The following is a 12,668-nucleotide window of genomic DNA, read 5'->3' as shown; positions in this document are numbered from 1 at the left end:
GTGCGGGCGGTGCCTCGTCGGTGGCCGGTGCGGGCGGTGCCTCGTCGGTGGCCGGTGCGGGCGGTGCCTCGTCGGCGGCCGGTGCCTCGGCCGAGGCGCCAGCGGCTCCGTCTGCGGCGGAGGCGACGGGAGCGGCAGCCGCCTCGTCCGCCGAGGGGGCGGCCGACGGCGCCCCGCCTGCGCCGCCCTTCTCGAGGAGAGCCTTGAGCCCGTAGGCGAAGTTGCGGGGCAGGGCCTGGAGCAGGCCGGCGAACTGGACCATCGGGGCGGCGAAGGCGCCGGCCACGCGGGCCAGCAGGACGTCCCGGGACGGCAGGTCGGCCAGGGCGGTGGTGTCGGCCGGCGACAGGACGCTCTTGCCGAGCAGACCACCCTTCACCACCAGCAGCGGGTGGGTTCTGGAGAAGTCCCGCAGGGCCTTGGCCACCTCGGCGGCGTCGCCCTCCACGAAGGTGATCGCCGTCGGCCCGGTGAGCATGGGCTGGAGGTCGTCGAGACCGAGGTCCCGGGCGGCGAAGCCGACGAGGGTGTTCTTGTAGATCTTGTACGAGCCGCCGGCGGCCGTCAGCGTGCGGCGCAGCGCCGACAGGTCCTTGACCGACAGGCCCCGGTACTCGGTGAGGATCGCCGCGCTGGCCGCGCCGAGGCGCTCCCGCACCTCGTCGACGACGGCGACCTTCTCCGGCCTCGGGTTGTCCAACGCTGCACCTCCTCGACTCGGAACGAAAAACGGGCGCCCGGTCGCACGCGCGCCGAACGCCCTGAGTCCAGGAGGTTCGCCTCGTCGGGCGGGCCTGGCGGCCCATTACGCGCCCGGGGGGCGCACCAGAGGTCTGCGGCGACGGGTGAAGCTGTCCCGGCGACGGTACTACGAGGCGGCGGCCTCGGCGAGCTCGTCGTCCGACACGCGGGCCCGGTTGGGATCGATCTTGACGCCGGGACCCATGGTGGACGCGACCGTCACCGACCTCACGTACCGGCCCTTGGCGGCCGCCGGCTTGGCCCGGTGCAGCTCCTCGACGACGGCGCGGGCGTTCTGCAGCAGGGCCGACTTGGAGAACGACACCTTCCCGATGGGGACGTGGATGTTCCCGAACTTGTCGGTGCGGTACTCCACGCGGCCGCCCTTGAACTCGGTGACGGCCCGCCCGACGTCGGGCGTGACCGTGCCCGTCTTGGGGTTCGGCATGAGGCCGCGGGGGCCGAGGACGCGGCCCAGCCGGGCGACCTGCGCCATCATGTCCTGGGTGGCGATGGCCACGTCGAAGTCCAGGAAGCCGCCCTGGACCCGGGCGACCAGGTCGTCGGCGCCGACCACGTCGGCACCTGCGGCGCGGGCCTCGTCGGCCGCCGGGCCCGCCGCGAACACGGCGACGCGCACGTCCTTGCCGGTGCCGGCGGGCAGCCCCACCGTGCCCCGGACGATCTGGTCGGCCCGCCGGGGGTCGACGCCCAGCCGCACCGCCAGCTCGACCGTCTCGTCGAACTTGCTCGTCGGCAGGCTCTTCAGGATGTCGATGGCCTCGGCCGGGGTGTGCAGCCGCTGGCGGTCGAACCGCCGGCCGGCATCGCTGTAGCGCTTTCCTCGTGTCGGCACGGGTGCCTCCCTCTCTGGGTCGGAACGGAGCCGGGCGGGCGAGGTGGTCCCTGGCCCGGCGGGGCCTGTTACTTGACGGTGATCCCCATGGACCGGGCCGTGCCGGCGACCTGGCGCTTGGCCGCGTCGAGGTCGTTGGCGTTGAGGTCGGGCATCTTGGTCTGGGCGATCTCGGTGAGCTGGGCGTCGCTGATCGCGCCGACGCCCGTCTTGCCGGGGTTGACCGAGCCCTTGTCGACGCCGGCGGCCTGGCGCAGCAGGACCGGGGTCGGCGGGGTCTTGAGGACGAAGGTGAACGACCGGTCCTCGAAGACGGTGATCTCGACGGGGATGACGCTCCCCCGCTGGCTCTCGGTGGCCGCGTTGTACTGCTTGCAGAACTCGGGCGTGGAGACGCCGTGCGGGCCGAGCGCCGTGCCGACGGGCGGCGCGGGCGTGGCCGCCCCGGCCGGGAGCTGGATCTTGACGATGGCGGCGACGCGCTTCTTCCCCATGGTGGTTCCCTCTTCCTCTGTCCGGCGCGCTAGAGCTTGGCGACCTGGGCGAACTCGAGCTCGACCGGAGTCTCGCGCCCGAAGATGTTCACCAGCACCTTCAGCTTCAGCTGGTCCTCGTTGATCTCGGCGATCTGCCCCGAGAAGTCGGCGAACGGCCCCTCGCGGACACGAACGCTCTCGCCCACCTCGTACTCGAGGCGGGGGCGGGTCTTCTTCTGGGCGTCGGCACCCTCGGCCTTGACGCCGAGGAAGGTCTCCACGTCCTTGCGGGCGAGAGGGACGGGCTTGGAGCCGTGGCCCACGAACCCCGTGACGCCCGGCGTGTTGCGCACCACGTACCACGAGTCGTCGTCCAGCTCGCAGCGCACGAGGAGGTAGCCCGGGAAGACCTTCCTCTGGACGACCACCTTCTTCCCGCCCTTGAACTCCATGACGTCCTCGACGGGGATGACGCACTCGTAGATCCGGTCCTCCATGTTCATGGAGGAGATCCGGCTCTCCAGGTTGGACTTCACCTTGTTCTCGTAGCCCGCGTAGGTGTGGACCACGAACCACTGGCCGGGGCGGTCGTAGGGGCTCTCGACGGGGACCTCGACGTCCTCGTCCTCCTGCTCGCCGGCGGCCTCGGCCAGCAGGTCCTCGGCGGTGACGACCTCGTCGGCGGGCGCGTCGGTGAGCGCCACCGGATCGGTGGCGGCGTCGTGGACGGCCTCGTTCGGCTCGCGGTTCTCGGCGGTATCGGTCATGTCTTGAAGAGGAACAGGATGCTCTTGGCGAACGCCAGGTCCAGCACGAAGATCAGGCTCACCAGCAGGATCAGGGTGAAGAGCACGATGGTCGAGTAGTTCGTGACCTCGGCCCGCGAGGGCCACGCCACCTTGCGGAGCTCGCCGCGGACCTCCTTCAGGAACGTCGCCGGCGACGTCCGCTCCTTGGTCGGCGGAGGCGCCCGCCGGGGCTGGGGCGCGCGTCGCGCCGACTCGGGCTGGCCGTCCTCGCCGACCTGGCCCTGCCGCTGCATCATGCGCTTCATCTGTCGGTTCATCGCTTACCTCGGCCGGGAGTGAGGCGAGCAGGGCAGGAGGGACTCGAACCCCCAACCGCCGGTTTTGGAGACCGGTGCTCTGCCAGTTGAGCTACTGCCCTAAGGGGGCGTCGTTCCGGAGGGAGGATAGCACCGGCCTCCCGCCAGGCCGCCGGGCGGGCGCCGAGTCCGTTCACCTCGCGCCCACGCGCCACACCCTGGCGCGCCATCGCGAGGTGAACCGGTGCCGGCGACCTAGCCGGCGAGGCGCATCTTCCGACGGCCCCGGCTGGCCAGGACGATGGCCCCGGCCGCCCCGGCAGCGGTGGCGGCAGCGGCGATCCCGCCGAGGTAGGCGGCCCGGTGGCCGGTGAGCAACGAGCGCATGGCGCCCCGCTCCCCCGCCGCCTCGAGCTGCGCCAGGATGGCGGTGACGGTGCCAGGGGCCGGCTCCAGGAAGTCGGTCCGCAGCTGGCGCAGCGCCTTCAGCAGCTTGCGGTACTGGACCAGCTCGGCCTGGCAGCGCAGGCACGTCTCGACGTGGGCACGGACCTCGGGAGCCGCTCGTTCGACGCCGTCCACGATCTGCGGCAGACGATCCGCGACACGGTCACACTGCACGGGCCCTCTCCTCCCGACCGTCGTCCTCGCCCCGCAGCGGGAACAGCCGCTCGCGCAGCTTCCTTCTCGCCCGGTGCAACCGGACCTTGGCGGCACCCTCGGTGATCCCCAGCTCGGCGGCGATCGCGTCGTGCGGGAGGTCGTACACGTCCCGCAGGACGACGACGGCCCGCATGTCGGGCGACAGGCTCTGGAGGGCCTCGGCCAGCACCCGGCGCTCGTCGGCGGTGCCCAGCCGGGCCTCCGGCCCCGGGCGCTCGTCGACCGCCTCGGTGGTCTCGTCGATGGCGTCGTGGCGGTTGCGCGACCCCTTCACCAGTTGGTCCTTGGCGCAGTTGGCGGTGATGCGGTACATCCAGCTGGTGAACTTGGCGTCCCCCCGGAACCGCTTCAGGCTCTTGTACGCCCGGATGTACGCCTCCTGCACCACGTCCTGCGCGTCCTCCGCGTTGCCGGTCAGCCGATAGGCGAGCGTGTACATGTCGGCCTTGGTGGCCTCCACCAACTGGGTGAAGGCCTGCTTGTCACCCGCTTTCGCGGCGATGACCAGCTCCGCCATGTCCGGCGCCATCAGTCGTTCGACTCCCCTCGGTGGACGAAGGTTACGGACGGTGGTCGTGGGCCTCGGTACCTAGCGCGTTTCCTTGTGGGCCGTGTGGCGACGGTCCCAGCGGCAGTACTTCTGCAGCTCCATGCGCTCGCGGTCGTTCGTCTTGTTCTTCATGGTGATGTAGTTGCGGCGCTTGCACACCTCGCAGGCGAGGGTGACCTTGATGCGCTTCTCGTTGCGAGCCATGGGACAAGTGTAGGTCTGTCCGGTAGCGGCGGTCGGACTCGAACCGACGACCACACGATTATGAGCCGTGTGCTCTGACCAACTGAGCTACGCCGCCATGGGGAGGTGCTGCCCGGCCCGGCGGGCCGGCGAGCCCTCTGTGGGAATCGAACCCACGACACCAGCCTTACCATGGCTGTGCTCTGCCGACTGAGCTAAGAGGGCGGTGGCACCCGGGGCACCCGGGCCGCAGCCTTTGCGCTGCGAGCGGCCATGATAGTTCGCCGTGCCCGGAACCCCGCTCGTCGTTCCCGTCGGCGTCCGCCTCGCCACGCTGGACGACGCCGAGGCGGTGCGCACCATCTACAACCGCGAGGTCACCGGGTCGACGGTGACCTTCGACCTCGTCCCCCGCTCGCTCGACGACCAGCGGGCGTGGCTGGCCGCCCACGCCGGGGCCCACCCCGCCGTGGTCGCCGTCTCGGGCGAGGCGGTGATCGGCTTCGGCTCGCTTTCCCCGTACCGCGACCGGCCGGCGTACGCCACCACCGTCGAGGACTCCGTCTACGTCGACCGCGACCTGCGGGGGCGCGGCGTCGGCCGGCTGCTGCTGGCCGAGCTGGTGCGGCTGGCCGGCCTCCACGGGTTCCACTCGGTGATGGGGCGCATCGTCGGCGGCCACGACGCCTCCATCGCCCTCCACCGGTCCTGCGGGTTCGAGCTGGTCGGGGTGGAGCGGGAGGTCGGTCGCAAGTTCGGGCGCTGGCTGGACGTGGTGGTGATGCAGCGCCTGCTCGCCCCGGAGGCGTCGGCGTCCCGCCCGCCGGCGCTGTGACGTGGCGGCCCGCAGGGCGGCGACCGCGGCGCCGCGCCCGGCTCCGGCTGGTGGCCGTGCCGCCGTTGCGTCCACCCCGGTTGGCGAGAACCTCTCCTACGGCAGCCGGTAGGCGCTGCGGATGCGCGGCCGTACCCGGGCCCCCACGGCGAGCCGGCGCTGGGCGTGCAGACGGGCCCGGACCTGCTCCCCGCCGTCGAGGGCGACGCTGACCAGCTGGTCGTGGCCGTAGTACTCCACGTCGACCACCCGCCCGCAGCCGTCGGCGGCCTCGTCGAGGTCGAGGTCCTCGGGCCGGACGAGGCCGGTGGCGGGCCCGTCGGGGCCGGCCAGGGTGACGGGGCCGAGGACGGTCTCGAGGACGCCGGCGCGCAGCTGGCCGGTGAACAGGTTGGCGTCGCCCAGGAAGCTGGCGACGTCGGCGCCGGCGGGACCGCCGTAGACCGCCTCGGGCGCGCCGACCTGGGCCAGCCGCCCGTCCAGCATCACGGCGACCTGGTCTCCCATGGCCAGCGCCTCGTCCTGGTCGTGGGTGACGAGGAGGGCGGTGGCCGACTCCGCCCGCAGGATGCGGCGGACCTCGCTGCGCAGCTCGCCGCGCAGGGTGACGTCCAGGCTGGAGAACGGCTCGTCCAGCACCACCACCTCGGGGTGGGGGGCCAGTGCACGCGCCAGCGCCACCCGCTGGGCCTGGCCGCCGGAGAGCTGGTCGGGGCGCCGGCCGGCGTACCCACGCAGGCCGACGAGCTCGAGCAGCTCGCCGACGCGATCGCGCCGGCGGTCCCGCTTCCAGCCCGACAGCCCGTAGGACACGTTCCCCGCCACGTCCAGGTGCGGGAACAGGGCGAGCTGCTGGAACACCATGCCGACCTTGCGCTCCTCGGGCGGCACCCACGCGCCGGGGCCGGCCACGGTGCGGCCGGCGATGCGGACCTCGCCGGCGTCGGGGGCCTCGAAGCCGGCGACCAGGCGCAGGGTGGTGGTCTTGCCGCACCCGCTCGGGCCGAGGAGCGTGGTGATGCGGCCCGGGGGCAGCGCCAGGGTGACGTCCCGCACCGCCTCCACGGCACCGAACGACTTCCGGACCCCGAGCAGCTCGACGCTCAATGCTCTTGCCCCGGCCGGGGCCCCAGCCCCAGCCTCCTCGCCGAAGCGGGGACCCCATCCCCGCCGGCGCCGTCCCGTGTCAGCGAGCGAGGCGGAACGGCTCCTGTCACCTTCCCATTCTCGCCGGTCGCAGCGGCAAGAGGACCAGGGCCGACACGGCGATCAGGAGGAGGGCGGCCGGGGCGGCCTGGGCGTAGAGCCCCTCGGACGCTCCCGTCCACACCCGCACCGCCAGGGTGTCGGCTCCGGCGGGGCGGAGCAGCAGCGTGGCGGGGAGCTCCTTCATGGCGGTGAGGAACACCAGGGCGGCGCCCGCCAGCAGCCCCGGGCGTACGAGCGGAAGGGTGATGGTGGCGGTGACGGCCAGCGGGCGGCGCCCGAGCGACCGGCCCGCCTCCTCCAGCGCCGGGTCGACCCGGCCCAGCGACGAGCGCACCGCCCCGAGCGCCTCGGGCAGGAACCGCACCACGTAGGCGGCGACCACCAGCGACAGCGTCTGGTAGACGGCCGGCAGGTAGCGGTTGGCGAAGAACACCAGGGCGAGGCCGACGACGAGGCCGGGCAGGGCGTACCCGGCGTAGCAGAGCGTCTCGACGGCCCGGCTGAGGCGCGACCGGTGGCGCACGCCGAGCACCGCCACCGGCACGGCCAGCGCCACGGCGACCAAGGCGGCCGCCGCCGACAGGCCGACCGACGTCCACGCAGCCCGGGCCACCACGTCCCCGGACGAGGCGCTGGACCCGACGGACGCCCAGTACGCGACCACGCCGACCGGCAGCAGCAGGCCGGCCGCCACCACCCCCGCCACCGCACCCGCGGCCGGGGCCCGCCACCGGCCCAGGGGCACGACGGGCGGCGGGCGGTGGCCGGAGGACGCCGGGCGGGCGACGAGGGGGCCGCGGAGCACCCGCTCCGCCGAGATGGCCACGATGGTGAGGACGACGAGGACGACACCCAGCACGGCGGCCGGCGCCCGGTCGGCCGTGAGCGACCGGTACTCCAGGAAGATGCCGCGGGTCAGCGTGTCGTACTGGAGGATCGACACCGCCCCGAAGTCGGACAGCACGTAGAGGAAGGACAGCAGCCCGCCGGCGGCCGCCGCCGGGCGGAGCTGCGGAAGGACCACCCGCCGGAACGTCCTCACCGGCCCGTCGCCCAGGGCCCGCGCCGCCTCCTCCAGGGCCGGGTCCGACGACGCCAGGGTGGCCCGGGCCAGCAGGTACACGTACGGATAGGTGGACAGGCCGAGGGCGAGGGTCACGCCCCAGAACCCCACCAGCCCGGGGACCTCGACCAGCAGGCCCTCGGGCCCGAAGGCGGCCTTCAGGGCCAGCGCGCCGACGTAGGTGGGCACGACGAGCGGCAGGGCGGCGGCCAGCCCGAGCAGGCGCCGGGCGGGGAGGTCGGTGCGCTCGATCAGCCAGGCCAGCCCCACCCCGACGACCAGCGTGAGGGCGGTGACGGCGAGCGCCAGGCGCAGCGTCCCCCACAGGAAGCCGAGCACCCGCGACGACGCCACGAGGCCCCACGGGTCGTCGGCCTCGCCGGCGCGCAGCACCAGGTGGGCGAGGGGCAGGGCCATGGCCGCGCCGATGGCAGCGCCGGCCACGGCGAGCGCCGGGGGCGTGCGGCGGCGGGCCTGGCCAGACGGTCGCGGATCGGCGCTCTGCGGCGCGACCGGGGGCGCGACGACCGGGACGTCCACCACCGGTGCCATGCCCGCCCTCTCAGGTGAGCCCGACGTCCTTCAGCAGCTGGACGGTGCCCTCCAGGTCCCGGCCCAGCTCGCTCAAGGGGAGGTCGATGGTCTTGAGCGACGCCAGCGGGGGGAGCTCGGCGACGGCGTCCACGCCCCTCCGCAGCGGGTACTCGGTGGTCTCGTCGCGGAAGAAGCGCTGCGCCTCCTCCGACAGCAGAAAGCGGACGAACTGTTCGCCGGCCGGGCCCTTGTCGGTGCCGGCGAGGACGGCCACGCCGGCCACGTTCACGAACGTCCCCTCCCCGCCCTCCTCCTGGCCCGGGTAGAAGTTGGCGACGTGGACGTCGGGGCGCTCCTTGAATTCGCTGTACAGGTAGTAGTGGTTCGTCAGCCCCAGGTCGACCTCGCCCGACGCCACCGCGTCGATGGTGAGGATGTTGTTGTCGAAGCGCTTGGCGCCGTTCGCCTTGAGCCCTTCGAGGAACTGGCGGGTGCGGGCGTCGCCCACCGTCGCCCGGAGGGACGTCACGAACGCCACGAACGAGGCGTTGGTGGGGGGGAAGCCGACGCGGTCCTTCCACTCCGGCCTGGTGACGTCCAGCACGCTCCTGGGGAGCTGCTCGGGCTTCAGGCGGTCGGTGTTGTAGGCGATGACGCGGGCACGGGCGGTGACGCCGACCCAGCGCGACCCGGTGTCCCGGAAGCGGGGGTCCACCAGGTCGAGGATGTCGGCCGGGAGCGGCCGGGTGAGCCCCTTCCGGCCCAGCTCGCCCAGGGCGCCGGCGTCCTGGCTGAAGAACACGTCGGCCCGGGTGCGCCCGCCCTCCTCGAGGATGGTGGGGAGCAACTCGGCCGTGTCGGCGTACCGGACGTCCAGCTCGATGCCGCTCTGCTCCTCGAAGCGGTCGAGGAGCGGCCGGACGAGGTTCTCGTTGCGCCCGGAGTAGACGACCAGAGCGTCCCCGTCACCGCCGCCCGCGCCGCACGCGGCCAGCGTGAGCGCGGCCAGCACCGCGAGGACGGACGCCCGGGCCCGGATGTTCGGCACGGCTAGATTCTGGGGTTAGGCGCTCCTAACTTCAAGTCGGCGAGGCGCCCCGCGGGGGCGCCACCGTCCGCCTGCCGTCACACGAGGGACGCGATGACCTCCCGGGCCGCCCGCCGGCCCGACCGTACGGCGCCCTCGAGGTGGCCGCCGCCCACCGCCTCGGTCTCCGTGCCCGCCCACCACAAGCGGCCGTCCCACTGGGCCTCGGCGTAGACGCGATGGCCGTAGGCCGCCGGGGCGACGTGGCGGTGGACGTCCTCGCACGTGTTGGGATCGGCCGACCAGTCCCGTTCGACGTACCGGACGGGATCGGCGGCCGGCGGCCCGAACAGCCGGCCCAGCTGCTCGAGGACCCGGGGCACCCGCTCGTCGGGCGAGAGGTCGCGGTGGTCGACGTCGAGCGCCACGAACCCCCACAGGGCGCCCGGACCGGCGGGCACCGAGCCGTCGTGCACCTCGGATAGCGGCCCGACGTCGCTGAACGCCGACCCGGACCAGCCGTCCTCCCGCCAGAACGGCGACTCGTACACGGCCACGCACTTGAGCGCCTCGCCCATCCACGTCGGTGTCGCCTCCATGACGGCGAAGAGGTGGGGCGGCAACGCGGGATGGAACGAGACGCGCTCGACGACGAGCCGCGGCGGCACGGCGACGATCACCCGGCGCGCCGTCGTCGTCGTGCGGATGCCGCCGGAGTCCGACGTGACGGCGACGCCGCCTCCCTGGCGCTCCACGGCGACCACCGTCTCCTCGAACGCCACGCCGTCGGGCAGCCGGTCGGCCAGTCGTCCGCACAGCTGCTCGGTCCCGCCCCTGAAGCGGAGCAGGACGGCGGGCTCCGGCGGCAGGGCGACGGGCACGGGCGGGCCGTCGACCGGCTCGTGGAGCGCCCGGCCCCGGGTGGGCTCGGGGAACGCCTCCACCCCGAGGTCGGTGGCCAGGGCGCGGATCTCGGGCTGGTCGGACCAGTGCCAGGTGGCGCCCAGGTCGAACCAGCCGCCCTCGGCGGGGACCACGGTCATGGTCCGGCCGCCGACGCGCGCCCGCGCCTCCAGGACGGCGACGTTCAGCCCGGCGGCGGCGAGGTCCCGCGCCGCCGTGAGGCCGGCCAGGCCGGCCCCGACCACCACGACGTCGGCGTCGACGCCGGCGCCGCCGGGCCGCGTCACCGGGCGGGTGGCGCGACCGGCGCCCCAGGAGGAGCCACCGGCGGCGACCCCTCCCCGGGCGAGGTCATCAGCGGGCGGCGGTGTCCCGCAGGTAGTTGTAGATGGTGTCGGTCATGTTCTTCACGCCGTGCTTGCTGGCGGCGTGCTTCACGACCTTCTGCTTCAGCTCTTCCTCGCTGTTCGCCCGGATCTTCCAGTTGCAGCCCGCGGCACCCGCCGTCTTGCAGCTGTGCTCGTACATTGGTCGAGTCCTCCTCGCTTGCGCGTGCTCGGCGATCGCGGGATCGGGGAGCTCCCCACCACGCTCACGTCTCGGTGTCACCTGCAAATATCGCGCACGAGCCCCTACCTGCGCGCGGCGACGAGATGTCGTCAGGACGCCGGGCTCGCCGGGCAACCCCCGGTTGCGACGGCGAAAAGGGTGTGGGCCGGGGAGGATTCGAACCTCCGTAGGCTGTGCCGGCAGATTTACAGTCTGCTCCCTTTGGCCGCTCGGGCACCGACCCCTGTGGGGGGATGAGGATAGCGTTCCGGCGTGCCCACCTTCGATGTCGTGTCCGAGGTCGACATGCAAGAGGTGAAGAACGCCGTCGACCAGGCCACCCGCGAGATCGCCACCCGCTTCGACTTCAAGGACACCGGGTCGTCCGTCGAGCTCTCCGGCCAGGAGCTCCACCTGGCGTCCTCCACCGAGGACCGCCTGCGGGCGGTGCTCCAGGTCGTCGAGGAGAAGCTGGTGAAGCGCCAGATCTCCCTGAAGGCCCTCGACCGGGGCAAGGTCGAGGAGGCCGCCAAGGGGACGGTCCGCCAGACGGTCACCCTCAACGCCGGCATCTCGTCGGACAACGCCAGGAAGATCAACAAGTTCATCAAGGACCGGGGCGTGAAGGGCGTCTCGTCACAGACGCAGGGGGACCAGGTCCGGGTGTCGGGGAAGAAGCGCGACGACCTCCAGGCCGTGATCGCCGCCCTCAAGGCGGAGGACTTCGGCATCCCCCTCCAGTTCAGCAACTTCCGCGACTGAACCCCCGGCCGGCCCGGGCGCTGCGTCAGTCGCCGGCGGGGGCGGGCCGGCGCAGCCCCGGAGGTGTCAGCGGCTCCAGGATCGCGGCCACCCGCGCCTCGGCGGCGGCCTGCTCGGCCAGCGCCTCCGCATGGCGCCGAGCCGCCTCGGACCAGTCGAACGCCGCGGCGGCATCCATGGCCGCGGCCTCGGCCAGGCGCACGGCGCCCGCCGACGGGCTCACCGACGACGCCCACAGCAGCTGCGCCCGGGGCGGCCCCCCGGTGGCGACGGGCGCCGCCGCCGGGCCGGCCCTGGCCGCCGTCGCGGACGCGGACGCGGCCCGGTGCGCCGCCTCCGCCGAGGCGACCAGTCGGGGCGCAGCGGCCAGCGCATCGGCCAGCCACTGGTCGAGGAGCGCCTTGGGGTCCACCGGAGGCAGGACCGACCCGACGGCGACGGGCCGGACCACGGTCGTGACCTTGCGGCTCTTGCCCGTGCCCGAGGTCACCGTCCGGGTGGGCGCCGGGTGGTACTCGAAGTGGACGTGGGGGCTGCCGCCCTCGGCATTGCCGGAGTCGCCGACGTAGCCGACGATCTCACCCGTGGTGACCTGCTGGCCCGGCTTCTGGCCCGGCACGAAGGCGCTGAGGTGGGCCATGTAGTAATAGGTGCCGTTGGGCTCGTAGACGTAGGCGGCCAGGCCGCCCGATCCTCCCTGGGCGAGCCGCAGCATCCCGTCGGCCGGCGCCCGCACCGGCGTCCCCGTCCTGGCGAAGATGTCGGTGCCCTCGTGCAGGTGGAACGTGGGGGTGAAGCGCGGGAAGAACCAGTCGTGGGTGAAGGTGGCGACGCCGCCCACCGGGAACCGGCCGAACCCGGCGGCCACCACCTCGGCCTCGCTCATGCCGAGCGCACGCAGGGGCTGGAGGGCTTCCAGCAGGCGCAGCGTGCTGTTGGGCCCGGAGCGGCGGACGGAGGCCATGGCCCGGCGGGCGTCGGGCGGCACGTCGCCGGGCGGTGCGCCGGGCGCCGCCGGGGGACCGTTGTCGGGCCCGCCCGCCGCACCCGGTTGACCGGGCGGGCCGGGCTGGCCGGGGGCCGCCGGCCCGGCGCCGGGCGGTGCGGCCGGCGCGCCGGGCTCGCCGGGCGGCCCCCCGTCCGGCGTGGTCGCCGGCGCCGGCGCAGGCGGTGACTCACCGGCCGCCGCTGGCGGCGCGTCGGCAGGCGGCGCAGGGTCGCCCGGGGCGGCGGGCCCCGGCCCCGGGTCCGGGGCTGGCGGAGGGGGCTGGG

Annotated in this window: 16 protein-coding genes and 4 tRNA genes; 2 read left to right on the top strand and 18 right to left on the bottom strand. The window is 73.8% G+C overall.

Annotated elements, in window-relative coordinates:
- The 11 genes from rplJ to VM242_16560 form a co-directional block, all read right to left on the bottom strand.
- On the bottom strand, window positions 1-700 hold a 700-nt coding region (rplJ, locus tag VM242_16610), incomplete at its 3' end, for a 50S ribosomal protein L10 (GenBank protein ID HVM06777.1).
- 168 nt (window positions 701-868) lie between these two features.
- Window positions 869-1,597, bottom strand: coding sequence for a 50S ribosomal protein L1 (gene rplA, locus VM242_16605; GenBank protein ID HVM06776.1), 729 nt, complete (start codon window positions 1,595-1,597; stop codon window positions 869-871).
- 68 nt (window positions 1,598-1,665) lie between these two features.
- Window positions 1,666-2,091 (bottom strand): 50S ribosomal protein L11, encoded by a 426-nt coding sequence (gene rplK / locus VM242_16600; GenBank protein ID HVM06775.1) that lies wholly within the window; start codon window positions 2,089-2,091, stop codon window positions 1,666-1,668.
- A gap of 29 nt (window positions 2,092-2,120) precedes the next feature.
- Window positions 2,121-2,642 carry a transcription termination/antitermination protein NusG gene (gene nusG / locus VM242_16595; GenBank protein HVM06774.1) on the bottom strand — a complete coding sequence of 174 codons (522 nt, stop codon included), beginning with the start codon at window positions 2,640-2,642 and terminating at the stop codon, window positions 2,121-2,123.
- Between the two features lie 194 nt (window positions 2,643-2,836).
- On the bottom strand, window positions 2,837-3,139 hold the full coding sequence (secE, locus tag VM242_16590) for a preprotein translocase subunit SecE (protein ID HVM06773.1): 303 nt from the start codon (window positions 3,137-3,139) through the stop codon (window positions 2,837-2,839).
- A gap of 28 nt (window positions 3,140-3,167) precedes the next feature.
- Window positions 3,168-3,240: transfer RNA gene (locus VM242_16585), tRNA-Trp, on the bottom strand.
- Window positions 3,241-3,373: 133 nt separating this feature from the next.
- Window positions 3,374-3,739, bottom strand: a complete 366-nt coding sequence (locus VM242_16580) for a hypothetical protein (GenBank protein HVM06772.1) — start codon at window positions 3,737-3,739, stop codon at window positions 3,374-3,376.
- A complete protein-coding gene (locus VM242_16575) occupies window positions 3,729-4,298 on the bottom strand; it encodes a sigma-70 family RNA polymerase sigma factor (protein HVM06771.1) in 570 nt (189 codons plus the stop codon). Before VM242_16575 ends, VM242_16580 begins: the two co-directional genes overlap by 11 nt.
- 72 nt (window positions 4,299-4,370) lie before the next feature.
- Window positions 4,371-4,535, bottom strand: coding sequence for a 50S ribosomal protein L33 (gene rpmG, locus VM242_16570; protein HVM06770.1), 165 nt, complete (start codon window positions 4,533-4,535; stop codon window positions 4,371-4,373).
- 23 nt (window positions 4,536-4,558) lie between these two features.
- Window positions 4,559-4,632, bottom strand: a tRNA-Met gene (locus VM242_16565).
- A 34-nt stretch (window positions 4,633-4,666) separates the two neighbouring features.
- Window positions 4,667-4,739 (bottom strand) — tRNA-Thr (locus VM242_16560).
- Window positions 4,740-4,800: 61 nt separating this feature from the next.
- Here VM242_16560 and VM242_16555 point away from each other — a divergent pair.
- A complete protein-coding gene (locus tag VM242_16555) occupies window positions 4,801-5,349 on the top strand; it encodes a GNAT family N-acetyltransferase (protein ID HVM06769.1) in 549 nt (182 codons plus the stop codon).
- A 96-nt stretch (window positions 5,350-5,445) separates the two neighbouring features.
- Here VM242_16555 and VM242_16550 read toward each other — a convergent pair whose 3' ends face one another.
- From VM242_16550 to VM242_16525, 6 genes are all read right to left on the bottom strand, one after another.
- Window positions 5,446-6,456 (bottom strand): ABC transporter ATP-binding protein, encoded by a 1,011-nt coding sequence (locus VM242_16550; GenBank protein ID HVM06768.1) that lies wholly within the window; start codon window positions 6,454-6,456, stop codon window positions 5,446-5,448.
- 106 nt (window positions 6,457-6,562) lie between these two features.
- Window positions 6,563-8,173, bottom strand: coding sequence for an iron ABC transporter permease (locus VM242_16545; GenBank protein HVM06767.1), 1,611 nt, complete (start codon window positions 8,171-8,173; stop codon window positions 6,563-6,565).
- 10 nt (window positions 8,174-8,183) lie between these two features.
- Entirely contained in the window at window positions 8,184-9,203 is a 1,020-nt protein-coding gene (locus VM242_16540; protein ID HVM06766.1) for an iron ABC transporter substrate-binding protein, read from the bottom strand.
- 77 nt (window positions 9,204-9,280) lie between these two features.
- Window positions 9,281-10,372, bottom strand: coding sequence for an NAD(P)/FAD-dependent oxidoreductase (locus VM242_16535; GenBank protein ID HVM06765.1), 1,092 nt, complete (start codon window positions 10,370-10,372; stop codon window positions 9,281-9,283).
- Window positions 10,373-10,439: 67 nt separating this feature from the next.
- Window positions 10,440-10,613 carry a DUF1059 domain-containing protein gene (locus VM242_16530; GenBank protein HVM06764.1) on the bottom strand — a complete coding sequence of 58 codons (174 nt, stop codon included), beginning with the start codon at window positions 10,611-10,613 and terminating at the stop codon, window positions 10,440-10,442.
- Between the two features lie 183 nt (window positions 10,614-10,796).
- Window positions 10,797-10,878: transfer RNA gene (locus VM242_16525), tRNA-Tyr, on the bottom strand.
- A 29-nt stretch (window positions 10,879-10,907) separates the two neighbouring features.
- Here VM242_16525 and VM242_16520 point away from each other — a divergent pair.
- A complete protein-coding gene (locus VM242_16520) occupies window positions 10,908-11,396 on the top strand; it encodes a YajQ family cyclic di-GMP-binding protein (GenBank protein ID HVM06763.1) in 489 nt (162 codons plus the stop codon).
- Window positions 11,397-11,421: 25 nt separating this feature from the next.
- Here the strand turns inward: VM242_16520 and VM242_16515 are convergent.
- On the bottom strand, window positions 11,422-12,668 hold a 1,247-nt coding region (locus VM242_16515), incomplete at its 5' end, for a M23 family metallopeptidase (protein ID HVM06762.1).

Source organism: Acidimicrobiales bacterium, from assembly GCA_035540975.1.
Taxonomy (GTDB): domain Bacteria; phylum Actinomycetota; class Acidimicrobiia; order Acidimicrobiales.
This window is presented reverse-complemented; position numbering and strand designations above follow the sequence as displayed.

Bases quoted from the DNA above. Each gene is read 5' to 3' on its own strand.
- rpmG (HVM06770.1), bottom strand. From the start codon at position 4,535: ATGGCTCGCAACGAGAAGCGCATCAAGGTCACCCTCGCCTGCGAGGTG.
- VM242_16530 (HVM06764.1), bottom strand. From the start codon at position 10,613: ATGTACGAGCACAGCTGCAAGACGGCGGGTGCCGCGGGCTGCAACTGG.
- secE (HVM06773.1), bottom strand. From the start codon at position 3,139: ATGAACCGACAGATGAAGCGCATGATGCAGCGGCAGGGCCAGGTCGGC.
- VM242_16575 (HVM06771.1), bottom strand. From the start codon at position 4,298: ATGGCGGAGCTGGTCATCGCCGCGAAAGCGGGTGACAAGCAGGCCTTC.
- rplK (HVM06775.1), bottom strand. From the start codon at position 2,091: ATGGGGAAGAAGCGCGTCGCCGCCATCGTCAAGATCCAGCTCCCGGCC.
- VM242_16545 (HVM06767.1), bottom strand. From the start codon at position 8,173: ATGGCACCGGTGGTGGACGTCCCGGTCGTCGCGCCCCCGGTCGCGCCG.